The sequence below is a fragment of the Mycobacterium europaeum genome (assembly GCF_002102155.1).
GTDB lineage: Bacteria > Actinomycetota > Actinomycetes > Mycobacteriales > Mycobacteriaceae > Mycobacterium > Mycobacterium europaeum.
On the sequence record NZ_LQOU01000044.1, the window covers coordinates 1 to 19,061 of the forward strand.

At 69.4% G+C, this 19,061-nt stretch carries 15 protein-coding genes and 1 pseudogene; 5 read left to right on the forward strand and 11 right to left on the reverse strand.

What is annotated here, in order from left to right:
• Positions 1 to 32 precede the first annotated feature (32 nt).
• From AWC03_RS20515 to AWC03_RS20530, 4 genes and pseudogenes are all read right to left on the reverse strand, one after another.
• A pseudogene (locus tag AWC03_RS20515) lies at positions 33 to 986 on the reverse strand (PPE family protein); the annotation flags it as partial.
• Positions 987 to 1,179: 193 nt separating this feature from the next.
• On the reverse strand, positions 1,180 to 2,085 hold the full coding sequence (locus AWC03_RS20520; protein ID WP_085242555.1) for a class I SAM-dependent methyltransferase: 906 nt from the start codon (positions 2,083 to 2,085) through the stop codon (positions 1,180 to 1,182).
• A 10-nt stretch (positions 2,086 to 2,095) separates the two neighbouring features.
• The gene (locus AWC03_RS20525) at positions 2,096 to 3,688 is read right to left on the reverse strand and encodes a PPE family protein (protein WP_085242556.1); all 1,593 of its coding nucleotides are present in this window, start codon (positions 3,686 to 3,688) and stop codon (positions 2,096 to 2,098) included.
• Between the two features lie 97 nt (positions 3,689 to 3,785).
• On the reverse strand, positions 3,786 to 4,697 hold the full coding sequence (locus AWC03_RS20530; RefSeq protein WP_085242595.1) for an oxygenase MpaB family protein: 912 nt from the start codon (positions 4,695 to 4,697) through the stop codon (positions 3,786 to 3,788).
• 82 nt (positions 4,698 to 4,779) lie between these two features.
• On the opposite strand from AWC03_RS20530, the gene AWC03_RS20535 reads away from it, so the two are divergent.
• Positions 4,780 to 5,448, forward strand: a complete 669-nt coding sequence (locus tag AWC03_RS20535) for a TetR/AcrR family transcriptional regulator (protein WP_085242557.1) — start codon at positions 4,780 to 4,782, stop codon at positions 5,446 to 5,448.
• A gap of 7 nt (positions 5,449 to 5,455) precedes the next feature.
• Here AWC03_RS20535 and AWC03_RS20540 read toward each other — a convergent pair whose 3' ends face one another.
• The 4 genes from AWC03_RS20540 to AWC03_RS20555 form a co-directional block, all read right to left on the reverse strand.
• Positions 5,456 to 6,805 (reverse strand): hypothetical protein, encoded by a 1,350-nt coding sequence (locus AWC03_RS20540; protein ID WP_085242596.1) that lies wholly within the window; start codon positions 6,803 to 6,805, stop codon positions 5,456 to 5,458.
• 27 nt (positions 6,806 to 6,832) lie between these two features.
• A complete protein-coding gene (locus AWC03_RS20545; RefSeq protein ID WP_085242558.1) occupies positions 6,833 to 8,254 on the reverse strand; it encodes a condensation domain-containing protein in 1,422 nt (473 codons plus the stop codon).
• Between the two features lie 299 nt (positions 8,255 to 8,553).
• A complete protein-coding gene (locus AWC03_RS20550; protein ID WP_085242559.1) occupies positions 8,554 to 9,102 on the reverse strand; it encodes a hypothetical protein in 549 nt (182 codons plus the stop codon).
• Positions 9,099 to 9,683 carry a VOC family protein gene (locus tag AWC03_RS20555; RefSeq protein ID WP_085242560.1) on the reverse strand — a complete coding sequence of 195 codons (585 nt, stop codon included), beginning with the start codon at positions 9,681 to 9,683 and terminating at the stop codon, positions 9,099 to 9,101. The genes AWC03_RS20550 and AWC03_RS20555 overlap by 4 nt, the downstream gene beginning before the upstream one ends.
• 112 nt (positions 9,684 to 9,795) lie before the next feature.
• Here AWC03_RS20555 and AWC03_RS20560 point away from each other — a divergent pair, with 112 nt between their 5' ends.
• Positions 9,796 to 10,929, forward strand: a complete 1,134-nt coding sequence (locus tag AWC03_RS20560; RefSeq protein ID WP_085242561.1) for an alpha/beta hydrolase — start codon at positions 9,796 to 9,798, stop codon at positions 10,927 to 10,929.
• 103 nt (positions 10,930 to 11,032) lie between these two features.
• Positions 11,033 to 13,234, forward strand: coding sequence for an acyl-CoA dehydrogenase family protein (locus AWC03_RS20565; RefSeq protein WP_085242562.1), 2,202 nt, complete (start codon positions 11,033 to 11,035; stop codon positions 13,232 to 13,234).
• Positions 13,235 to 13,382: 148 nt separating this feature from the next.
• On the opposite strand, the gene AWC03_RS20570 is transcribed toward AWC03_RS20565, so the two are convergent.
• A complete protein-coding gene (locus tag AWC03_RS20570) occupies positions 13,383 to 13,691 on the reverse strand; it encodes a hypothetical protein (protein ID WP_085242563.1) in 309 nt (102 codons plus the stop codon).
• A 511-nt stretch (positions 13,692 to 14,202) separates the two neighbouring features.
• On the opposite strand from AWC03_RS20570, the gene AWC03_RS20575 reads away from it, so the two are divergent.
• Positions 14,203 to 14,568 (forward strand): ATPase, encoded by a 366-nt coding sequence (locus tag AWC03_RS20575; protein WP_085242564.1) that lies wholly within the window; start codon positions 14,203 to 14,205, stop codon positions 14,566 to 14,568.
• A gap of 7 nt (positions 14,569 to 14,575) precedes the next feature.
• Here AWC03_RS20575 and fadD2 read toward each other — a convergent pair whose 3' ends face one another.
• Entirely contained in the window at positions 14,576 to 16,255 is a 1,680-nt protein-coding gene (gene fadD2, locus AWC03_RS20580; protein WP_085242597.1) for a long-chain-fatty-acid--CoA ligase FadD2, read from the reverse strand.
• A 59-nt stretch (positions 16,256 to 16,314) separates the two neighbouring features.
• Here fadD2 and AWC03_RS20585 point away from each other — a divergent pair, with 59 nt between their 5' ends.
• On the forward strand, positions 16,315 to 17,565 hold the full coding sequence (locus AWC03_RS20585; protein WP_420845687.1) for a DNA polymerase domain-containing protein: 1,251 nt from the start codon (positions 16,315 to 16,317) through the stop codon (positions 17,563 to 17,565).
• A gap of 6 nt (positions 17,566 to 17,571) precedes the next feature.
• Here AWC03_RS20585 and AWC03_RS20590 read toward each other — a convergent pair whose 3' ends face one another.
• Positions 17,572 to 18,990, reverse strand: a complete 1,419-nt coding sequence (locus tag AWC03_RS20590; RefSeq protein WP_085242565.1) for an MFS transporter — start codon at positions 18,988 to 18,990, stop codon at positions 17,572 to 17,574.
• Positions 18,991 to 19,061: the final 71 nt, after the last annotated feature.

Below are 19,061 nucleotides of genomic sequence, written 5' to 3' on the forward strand. Positions count from 1 at the left end.
GGCCGGGGCCTGGGCGCGGATCAAGGCACCGTGGGCGTGGCCGCGACGCTCACCGGCGGCCCGGCCGCCACCGGCATCGGTTTCGGGGCCGCGGGTGCCGGCGCGGCGGCCGCGACCGGGGCCGGCTGGGGCTGGATCGCGGTCAACCCCACCAGCCCCACGAGGCCGGCCGCGGCGCCGGCCGGCAGGGCGAGCGTGAACGCCGCGATCTGGGGGGCGAACGCCTGGAAGGCCTCGATCGCATGGGTGAACTCGTCCGCGATCAGCAGCCCGATGTCGTTGAGCAGCTGGGTCAGCGCCTCGGACGGGTTTTCCGGAAACTCCTCCAAATCCCGTGCGATGGTCTGGAAGATCTCCGTGAATCGGTTGATCCACCAGCTCAGCTGGTAGGGGTTGCCGCCGTCGTTGTCGACGATCCCGGTGTCGTCGGGTTCGTCGCCGCCGTCGGCGTGCAGGATGACCGGCGCCGGGTCGGTCTGCGGCGTCGAGGCCACCGCCGCGGTCGAGACCGCCTGGTAGGTGGACATCGTGGTGGCGGCCTGGACCCACATCCGCGCGTAGTCGGCCTCGTTGACCGCGATCGGGATGGTGTTCACGCCGAAGAAATTGGTCGCCACCAGTGCGCCGTGAACCGCGTGGTTGGCGGCCAGCTCCGGCACGGTCGGCATGGCGGCCAGCGCCGCGGTGTAGGCCGCGGCGGCGGTCTCGTGCCGGGCGGCGGCCGCGGCGCTGGTGGCGCCGGCCCGCGTCAGCCACGCCAGGTAAGGCGCGTGGGCGGCCACGTACTGCTCGGCGGTGGGGCCCTCCCACGCCCCGGCCTGCGCCGCCGCCAAGGTCGCCGACAGCTCGTCCGCCGCGGAGGCATAGGTGGCGCTCAGCGAGCTCCAGGAGGCCGCCGCGGCCAGCAGGCCGGCCGGGCCGGGGCCGCTGCTCAGCTGTGCCGAATGGACCTCCGGCGGTAGCGCCATCCACACGGGGGCAGTCATCGCCGACCGCCGGCCGGACCGTCGGAAAAAGCGCGCAGCGTCACGCCGGAACTCCTCGCCGGGCCGAGACCGACGCCGCCCGGGCTGTTGGGCGGCGCACCGATCAGCCCGGTAGTAGTCGCAGCACGGCGCGGGAAAGTTCCGGCGCGCGCTCAACTCATGGAGAACTCATCACGCGCCCGAGCGGGCCGGGTCAGCCTTTGACGGCGCTCACCAGGGTGTTACGGGCGACCATCGGCCCGGCGTCGATGTCCGGCCCGGGAACCGGCCTGCCGTTCTGGCGCAGAAAGTCGGCCAGCGGGGTGCCGACCGCGGTCCAACCCCGCTCGCCGAACCATTCGGTCGCGGGCGCAATCCGCTCGTTGTAGACCAGCTGGTAGAAGGGTCGCTCGGCGCCCTCGGCCATCTTGGCGCGCTCTTCCTCGCGTTTTGCCTCGAAGTCGTCCTGGTCGAGAGGGGCCCCGTCCTCGACCGCGACGTGGCTGCCCGGGGCGGCCAGCCCGTCGATGCCGGTGAACAGCTGCTCCTGCGCGGCGGCCGGGAGGTAGATCAGCAGGCCCTCGGCTATCCACGCCGACGGCCGGGTGGCGTCGAAGCCGCTGTCGCGCAACGCCTGCGGCCAGTCGTCGCGCAGGTCGACCGCGATCTCGCGGCGCTCGGCGTTCGGCCGGGCGCCCTGCGAGGCGAGCACCTCACGCTTGAAGTCGAGGACCTGCGGCTGGTCCAACTCGAAGATGGTCGTGCCGGCCGGCCAGTCCAGGCGGTAGGCGCGGGAGTCCAGGCCCGCCGCGAGGATCACCACCTGCCGGACGCCCGCGTCGGCCGCGCGCCGGAAATATTCGTCGAAGTATTTGGTGCGGGCGCCCTGGAAGTTGACGAAATGCTGGCCGAAGTCGGCCGTCGTCAGCTCGTGATCGGGGGCCTTGCCGTCCAGGACGTCGGCCGCCCATCCGCCCACGGCGCGGCAGAACACCTCCGCATAGGGGTCGACGGCCAGCGGGGCCGGCTTGCGCGCCTCCAGCGCCCGCGCCGTCGCCACGAACAACGCCGTCGAACCGACACTCGTTGTGATGTCCCAGGTATCGCCTTCGCTACGCACGGAGTCGACATTACCGGCGCCCGGTGACGGGCGGATCCGGCTCCGCGGCGCCGTCGGCGTCCCAGGTGCCCGGCGTCATGGGGACTTGCGGGCCGCCGCCGAACCCGTCCCCGGCCAGCGTGGCCAATCCCGCCGCGGCGGCGGGCGCGTGCCTGAGCGCGGTCCCGGCGAACCCCAGCCTCCCGGCGCCGAGGTCGGATGCGACCGACGGCCCCGGGCCGGCCGGCGCGCCCCAATCCGGATCGACGCCGACATTCATGTCCGCGAACTCGTCGCCGTAGTCGCGCCGGGTGGCCCGCCTGCGGCGCCGCACCCTGGCCTGCTCCCGCGCCGCCGCGGCCGCCGCCGCGGCGCTATCGGGTTCCGGCGCTTTGCGTTTGGCGCTCGAGCTCGCGGCCGCACCCATCCCGGAGCCGGTTCCGATGCCCGGCGGGGCGACGACATAGGGCGGTGCGAAACCCGCCGCGTGCGGCGGCGGGGCGGAGGGCGCGGTTGTGGTCACCGTGGTCGCCGTCGGCGCGGGAGGGGACGCGGGGGCCGAGGCGGGAGCCGCCGCCGGCGCGGCGGCGGTCGGTGTCATCGCGACGGCCGGCATCGGGGCGGGCGGTGGGGCGGGTGCCGGCACCGCCGCCGGCACGACCTGGGGCTGCGGTATCCCGGCCAGGCCGGCCAGCCCGGCGAGGCCGCCGACGGCTCCGAAGGGGGCGACGGCGAGCAGCAGCGCGGGCGCTAAGAGCTGGGGCGCCGTGGTCAGGATCTCGAGGATGTGCGTTGGCCAGTCGAACAACGCGAGCTGAACGATGTATTGGAAGGCCAGCGCCGGATTGTGCACCAGGTAGTAGCCGAACTGCTCGAAATCCTCGAGCAGTTCGAGCGCCCGAACGACCCACCAAATCGGTTGCGACGCGTTGGTGTACGCGTCATAGGGCAGCCCGTTGACGGTGCCCTGCGCGGGGTCCCAATTGATGCCGAGGTTTTTCAGGACCTTCGCAATGAAGTCGTCGAGCGGATTGTCGATCGTGGGATCGTGGAAGCTGCTGCCCGAGTTTTGGTTGTTGGCATCGGTTTTCACGATCTGCGGAGCCGGGTCGGTCTGCGGTGTCGCCGCGACGGCCGCGGTCGAGACCGCCTGGTAGGTGGTCATGGTGCCGGCGGCCTGCACCCACATCCGCGCATAGTCTGCCTCGTTGACCGCGATCGGAATCGTGTTGATGCCAAAGAAATTCGTCGCCACCAACGCGCCGTGGACGGCGTGGTTGGCGGCGAGCTCCGGTAGCGTCGGCATGGCCGCCAGCGCCGCGGTGTAGGCGGCGGCGGCGGTCTGGTGTTCGGCGGCCGCCGCCGCGCTGTTCGCACCGGCCCGGGTGAGCCAGTCCAGGTAGGGCGCATGCGCGGCCACATACGACTCCGCGCTGGGCCCCGCCCACGCACCGGCCTGCGCCGCGGCCAAGACACCGCTGAGTTCGGCTGCGGCCGAAGCGTATTCGGCGCTCAGTTCGGACCAGGCACCCGCCGCCGTGAGCAGCGGCGCCGGACCGGGGCCGCTGCTGAGCAGCGCGGAGTGCACCTCGGGTGGCGAAGCCATCCAGATCGGCGCCGTCATAGGTACTCCTCGGGCTGGAGGGCTTACCAGGCAGAGGAGAGCTTAATGAATATGATTGTCGTTATCAACACGACGCGGTGCGGCGCGCCCCCGCGCCTCAGACCAGCGGGCGCCCCGTCCTGATCCGGCGATCGACGTCGGCCAGCAGGACGTTGAACGGGAACCGGCGAACGAACCGCGGCAGGCTCCGGTTCACCAGCGCAAGCGCCGCCAGGAGGCGGTCGAAGCGCCGTTGCCTGGCGGCGTCCCAGGGCAGGCGCATCTCGTCGCGGAACCGCTGCGGCAGAAAGCCCGTGGTGATCAGCAACGCGAAGTCGTCGAAGGCGCGCTGCAGCCGGCGCGGCAGCGCCAGCCCAGGCATGCGGGCCGCCGCGATGGGGTAGAGATACTCCCGGACCGCGTCGTCGATGTGGACCTTGGCCAGCGACTCCTGCCAGTACCGGTCGAACGCGGCCCGGTCCGCCGGCCACATCTCCGGCGGCACCTGCAGGGTGGTGGCCAGCGCCATGCCCTCCCGGTAATGGCGGTCGGCGTCCTCGCCTTCCAACTCGCCGACGAACATGCGGTAGATGTCGACCCCGCCCTTGTACAGGCATGCCCCCACCCACAACTGCAGTTCGGGGTCGAAGGCGTTGTATCGCACCGGGCTTTCGGGCGTGGAGTAGACCTGCGCGTGGGCGCGGTTCACCGCACGACGGAAGGCGTCCTTCTGGGCGTCGCTGCCGTTGGTCGCCACGGCCAGGTAGGTGAAGGTGGTGCGCGCACGCTTGATCGGATGCAGGTCGACGCGCCCGCTCTCGACGCGGCTCTCCATGACGCCGTAGCCGACACCGGGGCGGGCCAGCTGCATGACCACGTTCGCCGGGCCGGCCAAGAGGGCGACGCCCATCAACCCCTCATCGATGCCCAGCGCCCGCCGGCGCCGCAGTCCGGGGGATCGCCGGGGCGGGTCGGCGATGGGGCGCTCGACATGCCGCGCCGGTTCGTGAGCAGCCTCGCGCATCGCCATCGTCATCCCCTCCCGCGGCACCGCCCGCGAATGTGCGAACGGGTGTTTCCCGATATTGTCGCGGCGCCCCGCCGGTGTCAAGATGGTTGGCATGAGCGAGACCTCCAGCGCGCGGCCGTACCGCGGCGTCGAGGCCGCGCAGCGCCTGGCGACGCGGCGCAACCGACTGTTGGCCGCGGGCCTCGAGCTGCTCGGCGCCGAGCAACAGAGCGTCTCGGCGGTCACCGTGCGCGGCGTGTGCCGGCAGGCCGGGCTGGCGGCCCGGTACTTCTACGAGAGTTTCGCCGACAAGGACGAATTCGTCGCCTCCGTGTTCGATTGGGTGGTCGCCCGGCTGGCCACCACCACGCAGGCCGCGGTGGCGGCGGTGCCGGCGCACGAGCAGACCCGGGCGGGCATGGCCAACATCGTGGGCACCGTCACCGACGACCCCCGCCTCGGGCGCCTGCTGTTCAGCACGCACTTGGCCGATCCGGTGATCGTGCGCAAGCGCGCCGAGTCCAGCGCGCTGTTCGCCATGCTGTCCGGCCAGCACGTCGGGGACGCGATGCGGGTTCCGGCAAACGACCGCATCAAGGCGGCGGCGCACTTCGTGGTCGGCGGCGTCGGGCAGACGATCAGCGCCTGGCTCGCCGGCGACGTCCGGCTCGAACCCGACCAGCTCGTCGATCACCTGGCCGCCCTGCTCGACGAACTGGCCGAGCCAAGGCTCTACCGGGCCACCGAAGCACGGGCGTCGGCCGACACCTAGCGCAGCGTCACGCCGGGCAGACCGCGCGCCAAGCCGTGGTGGCGGTGAGGCCGAAGTCGCTCAGCGCGCTCGAAACATTCTGCAGCAGTTGCTCGATCGAGTTGTGCCGGCCGAGCTCGTAGGCGAGGAAGGAGACGAATACTTGACCGTTCACCCGCCCGGACAACAACGCCAGTGCGCCGTTGGTGCGGTACATGGTCGCGGTGGTCACCCCCGGGTACACGGTCCTCATGGCGAAGTGATCGGCGTCGGTGCCATCCGGCCGGTTGACGGCCGGTTCCAGCGCCCCGAGGTTGGACGACACGACGGTGGTTGAACCGCCGGTGACCACGCCGATCAGGCGCCGCATGACGCGCTTCGGGATCAGCGGAACCAGCGGCAGCAAAGCCCAGCGCTCGTCGGGCTCGTCCAGGTGGCGGGTCAGGGCCTCCTTGACCCCGGCGCGAATCTGGCGCAGGTCGGTCGTCGCGGGACCGGGGTCGACCGTGATGTCGACGTTGACGACCGCGTTCGCGCGGGTGTCGCCCGGGGTGCGCTCGTTGACCGGCATTCCCACGGTGACCGTTCCGTCCGCGGCGACCCGCCCCACTCGCCGGGCGAGGTGCGCGGCCAGTCCAGCGAGCAGCGCGTTGCTCGTTCCCCCGAGCGCCTCCGCGCGCGCGTCCCACTCGTCGGCGTTGATGAACAGCGTCGTCATGGGCAGCGTGATGAGTTCGTCCGCCCCGCTGGGGGGCGCGGGCCGCTTGGCGGCCGGCGCCGCGCCGCCAGCGTGGCGCGCGGTCCCGGCCAGGCGGATCGCGGCGACCAGAGCGCCGCCCACGCTTGATGCGTCGCATGCACTTTGGTGCGCGTCCTCACGCAGCGCCCGCCACCGCGGCCGTGCCGCCGGGGCCGGCCAGTCGATGGTGTCGTCGCGACCGGACGCCGCGTCCGCCAACGCCTCGCAGAGCCCGACGCCGTCGGTGAGGCAATGGGTGGTCACCAGGCTCACCACCGCGCCGCCGTCGGTCAACGGGAGCACGGCGAGGTGGTAGCCGGGCCCGTGCTCGGCGTCGGGCCGCTTGCCCGCCTGTTCTTCCAGCCAGTCGCCGATCGCCTCACGGGGCCGTGGCGCCGCGACCATCTCGAGCTCCGGCTGAGCGGTGGGGGCCACCCAGCGATGCCTGCCGAACGGCAACGCGGACCGTTCGATGCGGCGACGCAGCCGGCCCCGACCGAGATGGCGGTGGAACCGTCGCAGACCGTCGACGTCGACAGCGCGGTCGTATACCCAGACGCATTGCAGCACACTGGTAGCGGCGGTCGCCCGCTCGCCGAGAAAGAGGGTCTGGTCGGCCAGGTCCAGCACGTTGCTCATCATCACGACTCCCGCCGTCTTGTGCGCCTAGGCCGCAACCACATCGGGCTGGTCGGGGGTGGTCTCGATGACGCGGGCGAACTCCCGGATCAGCGCGGCCAGGTAGCAGTGCACCGACTCCCGGGCTATCTCGTTGTCCGGGAAGGAGATCGTCACCGTGGTGCGTTCGACGTGCCGGTTGATCCACATGTTGATCCCGCCGGCGGACAGGCTGTCGCCATAGGTCCCGAAATTCATCTCCGCCCACATCCCGACGAGGGGAATCTTCCGGAAGTCGAGGAACGACATCATCATCGGCAGTCGGGTGGGCAGCTTGATGCCCAGCTCATCCGGGGTCGCCAACTCCAGCACCCGTTCGACCGGCACCGCGGCGAGGTCCTTGGCGGAGTCGAAGGACTTCTGGGCCGCCCGCGCCGCCTCCGGGAACGAACCGCCGGCCGTCGGCACCGTGACCGGGATCAGGCTGGCGAACCATCCCACCGTCATCGTGTCGACGCCCGGGGTCCGGGTGTCCCGAGCGGTGAACCCGAAATAGGTGTTCTTGCCCGTCAATTCGCGCTCTGCCAGCGCTGTGCAGGCCAAGACGCCTCCGATGAACCGGGCACCGGCCCCGCAGCAGGCGGCGTCGAAGGACTCCGTCCCCGCGGCGTCCAGCAAGTCGACCGTGATCAGGTCACCCTTGCAGCTGGCCCACGTGTCGCCCAGCGGCAGCGGAAAACTCGGCCAGTCACCGTCGGTCTCGCGCGCGAACGCAATCCAGTCCTTGATCTCCGGGGAGGACAGGGACAGGCTCGCCGCCGTCTCGCGCTGCCGCACGGTGTAGTCGCGGTAGCTTCTCACCTCGGGGGGCGGGGGAAGTTCGACACCGGGCGCACCCAGCACCAGTTCCTGGTACGTGAGGTGGATGTCGAGGAAGATCAGCGCGGCGGACACACCATCGATGTGCAGGTGGTCGACGCTGGCGTAGAAGGTGAAGTGGCCCGGTCCCTGGATGACTCCGTAAGTGAAGCAACCCCATCCGAGCGTCTCGGGTGTCGTCGTCAGGACGTGCGCACGCGCCTGCTCGGGGCTCATCGTTCCGAACGCCGTCGGAGCGAATTCGATGACCCCGGGGTCGGCGATCGCCCGGCGGACGATGGCGCCTTCGACGATGTCGAACCAGCTGTGGTAGGTGTCCTGCCCACGGACATGGGCATTGATCGCCGCCGTCATCGCCGGGATGTCACACGTGCCGGGGATGTCCCACGCCACGACCATCAGCCGGGGGAGCTGTCTGTTCATCGTGTTGCCGAGGTGGGCGGTCCAGAGGTGTTGGGTCTGCTGATAACTCGGAACCAAATCGCTCAACGGCGCGGTGCGGGCCGCTTCGTGCGCGGCGGGAGTGGCCGTCCACGTGGTCAGTGGGCCGTGCGGCGGTTCCCATTCGTAGATGTTTCCGAGTGCGACCATTGGTTGATCCTCGCTCTGTAAGGTGCTGATTCCGTTGTGCGGCAAAGAGGTACCGGAAACCCAGTCCGCGAATGGGTTTATGCGCGATATGAATTCAATGTCGTACCAGGGATCTTCGCGAACCGATTTCCGTAGCTGCCGTTGCCTCTACGGTCGTCGCTCGTACCCCCGAGTCGCTGTTGTTGGACGTTAGTACAGGAAAGCGGGGATTACGCGGTTTTTGCCGAGATTCGCAATCCCCCGCGTTCTCGCGACGACGCCGGTAACCTCTTCTACCCTGACCGCACCACGGCAGGGACTCACGGCAACAGCGGTAGCTGCCACATCCGCATCCCGGGATCCAGCAGCCAGAACCGCTCCATGGTCAGGCGCATGAGCCGCAGCGCGCTGACGATCATAAAGACCGCCAGCGGCAGCTCGACCAGCACCGCGGTGGCCACCGACAGCCAGAGGTCCCTGGGGCCGGCGGTCATCAGGTCGAACCATGCGTCGCAGATCAGGAGCACACCGGTAGTGAACGCGGCCGGGATGAGCACCTGACGGCGCAGGTAGCCGAACGCGGCCGTCGCCGCCATGAAGATCATCAACAGCGCGTCGTAGCCCATCCAGGTGAGGGGCCAGTTGTGCACGACGTAGTTCTCCGGCAGCGTCGTGGACAGATAGCCCAGCCAGGGGATCATCACCGCCGAGCCACCGGCCGTCAGGCGCAACCGGATTCGCCGCACGCGGGCCAGGAATACCGGGTCGACGATGTCGCTCACGGGTTGTTCCAGCCGGGTGATCAGGTCACGCCGCTGGCCGGGCGTCAGGGCCGCGATCTGGGCGTCGGACAGGATGCCGTCGGTCACGGCCGGCCGGCCGGCACGGCGGGCCGCCGGTCGGCCGCGGTCCTCGGCACCGTGCTCGCGTCGCGGGGGCCGAATTCCTTGACCCAGCATGCGAATTCGAGCGTGATGCCGTCGGGGTCCTGGAAGTAGAACGAACGGACGTACACCCCGGGGTGCACGGTGGCCGACACCTGCATGGGGCTTTCATCGTGGTTGAGCACCGGCCCCACCCGCACGCCCTTCTCCTTGAGCCGCTGGCGGTAGGCGTCGAACTTCTCGGCCGGCACGTGGAATGCCAGGTGGTTCATGGTGCTCACCGCGCTGGTGATGTCGCCGATGCCGGGGATGGCGGCCGGCGACGAGATGCCCGGCACCCGGTCGGGGGCGTCGGCGAACCAGAAGAAGGCGACGCAGTCGCCGTTGCCGGCGTCGAAGAAGAAGTGCTGGCCCGCGCCCCCGGGCAGGTCCAGCGACTTGATCAACGGCATGCCCAGGACGTTGGTGTAGAAATCCACGGTGCGGGCCATGTCCGAGCAAACCAGCGCGACGTGGTTGATTCCGCCGAGTTCGAATTCCGTGTTGGTGTTGTGGGGCTTGATCATCGCGCGGCTCCCCTCCGTCCCGGCGTGGGAAATCCTGGCCAAGATGTAATTCAAGAATCTAACATCAGCTTCAGTTTTCTCCGAGATCTCCATCGCCAGCAGGGCTGCTGAAATGACTGTTCACACCGGTGCCGCGGGAGTGGTCCGCGAGTTCGTCGGCTTGCCGTCGCCCACCGCCGGGCGCGCCGGCGCGGGCGGGCATCCCTGCCAGGGCCTGTACCACCGCGGGGTGGGGCGCAAGCCCAAGGTGGCGATGATCGCCACCCACTACCAGATCGACTTCTCCGAGCACTACCTCGCCGACTACATGGCGGCCCGTGGGGTGGGCTTCCTCGGCTGGAATACCAGGTTCCGTGGCTTCGAGAGCAGCTTCCTGCTCGACCACGCACTGGTCGACATCGGCGTCGGGGTGCGCTGGCTGCGCGAAGTGCAGGGCGTCGAAACGGTTGTGCTGCTGGGCAACTCGGGCGGCGGATCGTTGATGGCCGCGTATCAGTCGCAGGCCGTCGAACCGAACGTAACCCCATTGGAGGGGATGCGGCCCGCGACGGGCCTGACCGAGCTGCCCGCCGCCGACGGCTACGTGGCCACGGCGGCCCACCCGGGGCGGCCCGACGTGCTGACGGCCTGGATGGATGCCGCCGTCGTCGACGAGAACGACCCCGTCGCCACCGACGTCGACCTCGACCTGTTCAACGAGCGCAACGGCCCGCCGTTCGCGCCGGAGTTCCTCGACCGCTACCGCCGTGCGCAGACGGCACGCAACCACGCCATCACCGACTGGGCCGAGACGGAGCTCAAACGCGTTCGCGCGGCGGGGTTTTCCGACCGTCCGTTCTGCGTCATGCGCACCTGGGCCGATCCGCGCATGGTCGATGCCAGCATCGAGCCCACGAGGCGTCAACCGAACATGTGCTATGCCGGCGTCCCGGCCAAGGCCAACCGGTCGGCGCACGGGATCGCCGCGGCCTGCACCCTGCGCAACTGGCTGGGCATGTGGAGCCTGCGGGTGGCGCAGACCCGGGCCGAACCACACCTGGCCCGCATCAGCTGCCCCGCCCTGGTGATCAACGCCGAGGCCGACACCGGTGTGTTTCCGTCCGACGCCCAACGGATCTTCGCCGCGCTCGCCGGCCCCGACAAGACGCAGGCGTCGATCGACACCGATCACTACTTCACCACCCCGGGCGCCCGCGGCGAGCAGGCCGACATCATCGCCAAGTGGATCGCCAAGCGCTACCACTGAGAGCCCGCACCGCCCGGCGGCCCCTGTGGTCAACCAACCGACCGGTTGTTAGTTTGGAAGGCGCTTGGCCGAGACGGAACCCGAACGCATGGGAAGGCGACCAATGCCGATCGCTATCACTCCTGAGCATCAAGACCTGGCCGATTCGGCGCGGTCCCTGGTGGCGCGCATCGCGCCGTCCGAGGCGTTGCACGCGGCCATGGAAACACCGATCGACAATCCCCCGCCGTACTGGCAGGCCGCCGCGGACCAAGGCCTGCAGGGCCTGCACCTGGCCGAGTCCGTGGGCGGGCAGGGCTTCGGGATCCTCGAGCTGGCCATCGTGTTGGCCGAGTTCGGCTACGGCGCGGTGCCCGGGCCTTTCGTGCCGTCGGCGATCGCCAGCGCCCTGATCTCCGCCAGCGATCCGCACGCCAAGGTGCTCTCCGAGCTGGCTTCGGGCGCCGCCATCGCCGCGTACGCGATGGACTGCTGCGGGCTGACCGCGACCCGTCAGGGTGACACGCTGGTGCTGCGCGGCGAGGTCCGCGCGGTACCCGCGGCGGCGCAGGCCTCCGTGCTGGTGCTCCCGGTCGCGATCGACAGCGGCGAGGAATGGGTGGTGGTGCGCGCCGAGGAGCTCGAGATCGAGCCGGTGCGAAGCATCGACCCGCTGCGCCTCATCGCCCATGTGCGCGCCAACGCCGTCGAGGTGGGCGCCGACGCCGCGCTGGGCAACCTGAGCATGGCGACCGCGCACGCGTTGATGACCACCCTGCTGTCGGCGGAGGCGATCGGGGTGGCGCGCTGGGCGACCGACACCGCGTCGCAATACGCCAAGATCCGCGAACAGTTCGGCCGGCCGATCGGGCAGTTCCAGGCCATCAAGCACAAGTGCGCGGAGATGATCGCCGACACCGAGCGGGCTACCGCGGCGGTGTGGGACGCCGCCCGCGCTCTCGACGAGGCACGCGAAAACGATTGGGACATCAGCGGTCCCAAAGTGGAGTTCGCGGCCGCCGTCGCGGCGACACTGGCGCCGGCGGCCGCCCAACGGTGCGCGCAGGATTGCATCCAGGTGCACGGCGGGATCGGATTCACCTGGGAGCACGACACGAACGTGTACTACCGCCGGGCGCTGATGCTGGCCGCCTCCTTCGGGCGCGGTTCGGAATACCCGCAGAAGGTGGTGCACACCGCCACCAGCACCGGGCTTCGGGCGGTCGACATCGACCTCGACCCCGACACCGAGAAGCTGCGCGACGAGATCTGCGCCGAGGTGACCGCGCTCAAGGCGATGGAGCGCGACCAGCGCAAGGTCGCCATCGCCGAGGGCGGCTGGACGCTGCCGTACCTGCCGAGACCCTGGGGCCGCGCCGCCAGTCCGATCGAGCAGGTCATCATCGCCCAGGAATTCACCGCCGGCCGGGTCAAGCGCCCGCAGATGGGCATCGCGACGTGGATCATCCCGTCGATCGTCGCCTTCGGCACCGAGGAGCAAAAGCAGCGGTTCCTGCCGCCGACCTTCCGCGGCGAGATGATCTGGTGCCAGCTGTTCTCCGAGCCGGGCGCCGGATCGGACCTGGCCGGGCTGAGCACCAAGGCAACCCGGACGGACGGCGGCTGGCGAATCACCGGTCAGAAGATCTGGACCACCGCGGCGCAGCTCTCCCAGTGGGGCGCGCTCCTGGCGAGAACGGACCCGAACGCCCCGAAACACAACGGCATCACCTACTTCCTGCTGGACATGCGCAGTGAGGGCGTCGAGGTGAAGCCGCTGCGCGAGCTCACCGGGAACGCGATGTTCAACACCGTCTACATCGACGACGTGTTCGTGCCCGACGAATGCGTGCTCGGCGAGGTGAACCGTGGGTGGGAAGTCAGCCGCAATACCCTTACGGCGGAACGGGTTTCGATCGGCAGCAGCGAGGCCAACTTTCTGGCCACCCTCGGCCAGTTCGTCGACTTCGTGCGCGACGGGCAGTTCGACCCGGTCGCGCAGCACCGGGCCGGTCAGTTGATTGCCGAGGGCCACGCCGCCAAGGTGCTGAACCTGCGCTCGACGTTGTTGACGCTGGCCGGCGGCGACGCCATGCCGTCCGCGGCCATCTCGAAGCTGCTCTCGATGCGCACCGGGCAGGGATACGCCGAGTTCGCGGTGTCCTCGTTCGGCACCGAGGCCGCGATCGGGGACACCAATCAACCGCCCGGCAAATGGGGCGAGTATCTGCTGGCGAGCCGGGCCACGACGATCTATGGCGGCACCTCCGAGGTGCAGCTGAACATCATCGCCGAGCGGTTGCTCGGCCTTCCGCGCGATCCCTAACCGCCGGTTGGCCATTCGGCCTTGGAAGAGGGCCATGCCGACCTGAGGGGTGGTCAGGCCGGCATGGTTTCCCCCCCATCCCGTGGGCCGGTCAGCCTAGGAGTGGATCGGCACGTCGAGGCTGGCCGGCTAACACGGGGAGGCTGGTTCACCACCACCAGTTCCACCAGTGCCCGGGGGCCCAGAATCCGCGGTTCCCCCAACCCTGGCCACGGTGCCCCCCGTTCCATCCGTGGCCACCGCCCCATCCGCCATGACCCCCTCCTGGACGGTCGGGAAGGATTCCGGGCCCACCGGGCGCCCCGTGCGGGCCGGCGGTGGTGAAGCTGTTGCCGGTTCCCGGTGCGGGAGCCGCCTGGGCGACGGCGCCGCCGCCGAACAGCAGCGCTGCGGCCATGGCCGACGCACCGGCCGCGCTTGCGGCCGCGCGGCGGAGCGATCGCGAAGAGTTCGTCATCGCAGGGCCCCTTCCAGAATTTGATACCGACAGGAAAAACGTTAGCTAGGAGTTTCCCGGCAAACAACCAAACTACACTGAAATTGCGCTGTGAATTATGTAACAACGCTATTGCGCGCACTCATCCAGGCCCGGAATTATCTTATTTACTGAACCTCTGATTTCAGGAAACTGCGCGATACTGATCCGCGCAGCCCACGGATATATCCTGCTAGAAAAGGCTTTACTGAAATACTGGCTTACGCGGCCGCGTACCCGCATATTGGCTGAATTAGTCGGTGCAGAATTCTCGTCATTTTCCCGCACGCCGCAATGAGCCCCCTTATGCGCCGCGGCATCCAGCTACTAACAGTGATTTGCTGCCGAAATCCCCCGGCGGCGGGACCGCCGCCGGGGCGGCCGGGCGGCGGCCCGGTCACGCGACTTACGCCGTAGACGGTGGAAGAATCAGTATTGACACATTCGAGCGCTGATTTACTGATCGGCCACTCATCGGAGGACGACCGCCGCAGTGAACTTCAACCGCAGCCACATCGGACCCGGCGTCGGAGGCTTCCGGGGCCCCGCGCAGTCGGGCGCCGCGGCGGGAGATGCCGCGCCGACCGAGCGCCTGACCGGGCTCGGCCAGCAGTCCCCGCAGCGGATGGTCAGCCCGCCGGCAACCAACCAGGCGGGACGGGTTCAGCGGACGCGGCGCACCGTCGACCTGCCGGCGGCCACCCACCGTGCCCTGGACATCTGGCAGCGGGAGGCCGCCGACCGGCTGGGCGTCGCCCGGGTGACCGGCCAAGAGGTTCTCACCGCGCTCATCGACCAGCTGCTGGTCGACCCGAAACTCGCGGCACAGATCACCCGGGCCATCAAAGACCGGCGCTGACGCCGGGCTAGTCGACCTCCATCTCGCGCAGCTCGCGCTTGAGGATCTTGCCGGTCGGGTTGCGCGGCAGTTCGTCGAGGAAGACCACCTCACGTGGCACCTTGTAGCGCGCCAGGTGGTCGCGGACGTAGTGCTTGATGGTGTCCTCGTCGACGTCGGAGCCGTCCTTCTTCACCACGAAGGCCCGCAGCCGGTGGCCCCATTCCTTGTCTTCGACGCCGATCGCGGTCGCCTCGACCACCTCCGGGTGCCCGCTGATGAGGTCCTCGACCTCGGCGGGGAAGACGTTTTCCCCGCCGGAGACGATCATCTCGTCGTCGCGGCCGCTGACGTACAGCAGGCCGTGCTCGTCGAAATACCCGACATCACCCGAGGACATCAGGCCTTCGATGATCTGCTTGTGGCCGCCGCCGGTGTAGCCCTGGAACGGGAACGCGTTGCCGACGAAGATCCGGCCGACCTCGCCTTGCGGCTTCTCCTTGCCGTTGTCGTCGAGGATCTTGACCTTGACACCCTTGACCACCGGTCCGACGGTCGCCGCGTTGCGTTCCAGATCCTGCGGTCCGGCGATGGTCGCGAACGCGATCTCGGTGGAGCCGTACATGTTGTAGATGACCGGGCCCAGATCCTTCAGCGCGCGGCTGGCCAGCTCGGCGCCCAGCTGCGATCCGGAGATGAAGACGATCCTCAGGCTGGACAGGTCGGGCTTTTTGTCCATCTTCTCGATCGCGTCCAGGATCCGCGACAGCATCACCGGCACCACCACCATGGCGGTCACCTTGTACTTCTCGATGTCTTCGAGCACGTGCGGTGGCTTGAACTTGCGGCGCAGCACCAGGGTCGAGCCCAGGAACATCGCGATGGTGCCGTGCAGGTAGCCCAGCGCGTGGAACATCGGGGCGGGCAACGAGGTCACCTCGTTGGCCTTGAACGGAACGTGCGAGAGGATGCCGCCGACCGGCGCCAGGGTCGGCGGGGTGCTGCGGTTCGCGCCCTTGGGGGTGCCGGTGGTGCCGCTGGTGAGGATGATGATCGACGCGTGCTTGGACGCCTTCGGGGCGGGTTCTTTGCTGCTGCGCTCGATCAGGTCGGCCAGCGTCTCGTCGGTGCTGCCGGACGGCTCATCCGCATCGGGGTTGGTGCCCAGCGCGCGCAGCTTGCCCAGTTCCGGCTCGGCTTTGCTGACGGCCTTGGTGTACTCGTCGTCGTAGATGATGAGCTTGGCGCCCTCGCGCTCCGACACCTCCTTGATCTGCGGGCCGGAGAATTCGCTGTTGAGCAGGATGATGCGGGCACCCACCCGGGCGGCGCCGTAGTTGGCGATCAGGAACCAGCGGGTGTTGCGCGCCAGGATCGCCACCCCGTCGCCGCCCTTGACACCCATCTCCAGCAGGCCGTTCGCCACCGCGTGGGCGGCCTCGTCGAGTTGGGCGAAGGTGAACTCGCCCTCCTCGTCGATGCACGCGGCCCGGTCGGGGTGGCGCCGGGCGTTGAGGGAGGGCAGCATGCCGAACTCGCCCCACTTGTAGATGTCGTTGGCCATCGCGGCGTAGTTCAGCGGCGGCTCCAGCCGGAAGGCGCCCGCCTCGAAGATCTTGCGCACGTAGTGCAATTCGGCTGACCCGCGTTCCAGGTACTGCTGAACCTTGGCAACCGCCTGCCCAGGCAGGCCAATCAGATTAGGCATGAATCCCACCCTATGTGACGTCCGTCGCATTCCGAGGGGTAAGTACCCATCGACTTACGATGATGAACATGGGCCCGGTTTCGCTGGAGGTGGCCGGGCGCACGGTCACGATCACCCACCCGGACAAGGTGGTGTTCGACGCCCACCGCGGCTCGGGAGCGCACACCAAGCTCGACCTGGTTCGCTACTACCTGTCGGTGGCCGAGGGGGCCCTGCGCGGCGTGGCCGGCCGGCCGATGATCCTGAAGCGCTTCGTCAAGGGCATTTCCGAGGAGGCGGTGTTCCAGAAGCGCGCCCCGAAGAACCGGCCCGACTGGGTGGACGTCGCCGAATTGCGCTACGCGCGCGGCACGTCGGCCGCCGAAGCCGTCATCCACGACGCCGCCGGCCTGGCGTGGGCGGTCAACCTGGGCTGCGTCGACCTCAACCCGCACCCCGTGCTGGCCGACGACCTCGAGCATCCCGACGAGCTGCGGGTCGACCTGGACCCGATGCCCGGGGTCGACTGGCGGCGGATCGTCGACGTGGCGCTGGTGGCCCGCGAGGTGCTGGAGGACTACGGCCTGGTCGCGTGGCCGAAGACGTCGGGCTCGCGCGGCTTTCACATCTATGCCCGGATCGCGCCGCGCTGGGAATTCCGGCAGGTGCGCCTGGCCGCCCAGACCGTCGCCCGGGAGGTCGAGCGCCGAGTGCCCGACGCCGCGACCAGCCGCTGGTGGAAGGAAGAGCGCGAAGGGGTGTTCGTCGACTTCAACCAGAACGCCAAGGACCGCACGGTGGCGTCGGCGTACTCGGTGCGGGCGACGCCGGACGCCCGGGTGTCCACGCCGCTGTTCTGGGACGAAGTCACCGAGCGCCGCCCCGAGGAGTTCACCATCGACACCGTGCCCGGGCGGTTCGCCGCCATGGGTGACCCCTGGGCGGGGATGGACGACGCCGTCGGCGAGCTCGACCGCCTGCTTGCGCTGGCCGAGGAGATGGGGCCACCCGAGCGCGCGCCGAAGGGATCCGGCACGGCCGACGGCCGGCGCCGGTCGGTGATGCCGCTCATCGAGATCGCCCGCACCAAGACCAAGGACGAGGCGCTGGCCGCGCTGGACACCTGGCGCGGCCGCCACCCCGCCGCGGCGGCCCTGCTGCAGCCGGCCGACGTGCTGGTCGACGGGATGCGGGGACCGAGTTCGATCTGGTACCGGATCCGGATCAACCTGCAGCACGTGCCGGCCGACCAGCGCCCGGCGCAGGAGGACCTGATCGCGGACTACTCCCCTTGGGACGGATACGGCGGCAGGCAGAAGCCGTCACGCTGAATCCGGCTACACCCCGACCCGCGCTGGCGCCTGGTAGGGGCTCTTCTTCCGCAGGTAGCAGTGCCAGGTGACCGCGAGCAGGACCAGGAAGAAGGCCACGTAGAACCGCAGCGCGGGCTCGATGCTGCCGAAGTGCGACCTCGACCAGGCGTACGCCAGCGGCACGATGAAGCCGCCGAAGGCGCCGATCGACGAGATCACGCCCAGCGCGCCCGCCGCCTGGCGGCGCATGTGCACCATGGTGTCCGGGTCGCCACCGGCGAGCTCGCCCTTGATCACGAAGATCCTCGAGATCATCCGGTAGGTCGAGCCGTTGCCGATGCCGGTCGCGACGAACAAGAACATGAAGCTGGCGAAGAACACCGGCAGGCTTTTGGCGTTGACCGACCACAGCGCCGCCGCGGCGCCCACGGCGAGCATGACGAAACTGACGGCGGTGATCCGGGCGCCGCCGATCCGGTCGGCCAGCTTCCCGCCCAGGGGCCGGATGACCGAGCCGATGCCCGCGCCGAGGAAAGCCCACGTCAACGCGATGTCGCCCCGGCCGAACACGGTCTTGAGCAGCGTCGGGAAGGCCGCCGAGTAGCCGATGAACGATCCGAACGTGCCGATGTACAGCAGCGACATGACCCAGGTGTCGGGATGCCGCAGCGACTGCCACACCGGCTTCACGTCGGCCTTCGCTTCGGACAGGTTGTTCATGAATCCAAACGCGCACACTGCGGCCACCACGGCCAGCGGGATGTAGAAGAGGCCGGCCCGCGACAGCGCCACGCCCCCGCCGGCGACCACGATGGGCGGGATGATCTTCTGCACCACCGCGACGCCGATGTTGCCGCCGGCCGCGTTGAGGCCCAGCGCCCAGCCCTTGTCCTTCTCCGGGTAGAAGAACGAGATGTTGGCCATCGACGAGGCGAAGTTGCCGCCACCGAAGCCGGCGGTGGCCGCGATCGCCACCAGCACCGCGAACGACAGGCCCGGATGGCTGACCGCCCAGGCCAGCAGGACGCACGGAATCAGCAGCAGCGCCGCCGAAATGGTCGTCCAGTTGCGCCCGCCGAAGAGCGGCACCGCGAAGGTGTAGGGCAGGCGCAGGAAGGCGCCGACTCCGCTGGGCACGGCGACCAGGCACAGCGCCTGGCTGGCGGTCAGCGCCCAACCGGACGCGGACGGGTGCCCGTGGGAACCGGCGGTCATCTGGACCACCACGATGCTCCACAACATCCACACGCTGAACCCGACGTGCTCGGCGAAGATGGAGAAGATCAGGTTGCGCCGGGCGATCGGCTTGCCGGTCGCCTCCCAGAACGCGGGGTCTTCGGGCCGCCAATCGTCGATCCAGTGCCCGCCCCGATGACTCGGGTGCTGCGGACGCGCGGGGGCGAGGACGGGAGCGGTCGACTCTGGCGTGGTCGTCGTAGTCACGCCCCGACGTTAAGAAGGGACTGTTACCGGGCCGCGTGGGCGCAGTTACGTCGGCGATACGTGGATCTCGC

Bases quoted from the DNA above. Each gene is read 5' to 3' on its own strand.
- AWC03_RS20525 (WP_085242556.1), bottom strand. From the start codon at position 3,688: ATGACGGCGCCGATCTGGATGGCTTCGCCACCCGAGGTGCACTCCGCG.
- AWC03_RS20530 (WP_085242595.1), bottom strand. From the start codon at position 4,697: ATGGCGATGCGCGAGGCTGCTCACGAACCGGCGCGGCATGTCGAGCGC.
- AWC03_RS20535 (WP_085242557.1), top strand. From the start codon at position 4,780: ATGGTTGGCATGAGCGAGACCTCCAGCGCGCGGCCGTACCGCGGCGTC.
- AWC03_RS20540 (WP_085242596.1), bottom strand. From the start codon at position 6,805: ATGAGCAACGTGCTGGACCTGGCCGACCAGACCCTCTTTCTCGGCGAG.
- AWC03_RS20545 (WP_085242558.1), bottom strand. From the start codon at position 8,254: ATGGTCGCACTCGGAAACATCTACGAATGGGAACCGCCGCACGGCCCA.
- AWC03_RS20555 (WP_085242560.1), bottom strand. From the start codon at position 9,683: ATGATCAAGCCCCACAACACCAACACGGAATTCGAACTCGGCGGAATC.
- AWC03_RS20560 (WP_085242561.1), top strand. From the start codon at position 9,796: ATGACTGTTCACACCGGTGCCGCGGGAGTGGTCCGCGAGTTCGTCGGC.
- AWC03_RS20565 (WP_085242562.1), top strand. From the start codon at position 11,033: ATGCCGATCGCTATCACTCCTGAGCATCAAGACCTGGCCGATTCGGCG.
- AWC03_RS20570 (WP_085242563.1), bottom strand. From the start codon at position 13,691: ATGACGAACTCTTCGCGATCGCTCCGCCGCGCGGCCGCAAGCGCGGCC.
- fadD2 (WP_085242597.1), bottom strand. From the start codon at position 16,255: ATGCCTAATCTGATTGGCCTGCCTGGGCAGGCGGTTGCCAAGGTTCAG.
- AWC03_RS20585 (WP_420845687.1), top strand. From the start codon at position 16,315: ATGATGAACATGGGCCCGGTTTCGCTGGAGGTGGCCGGGCGCACGGTC.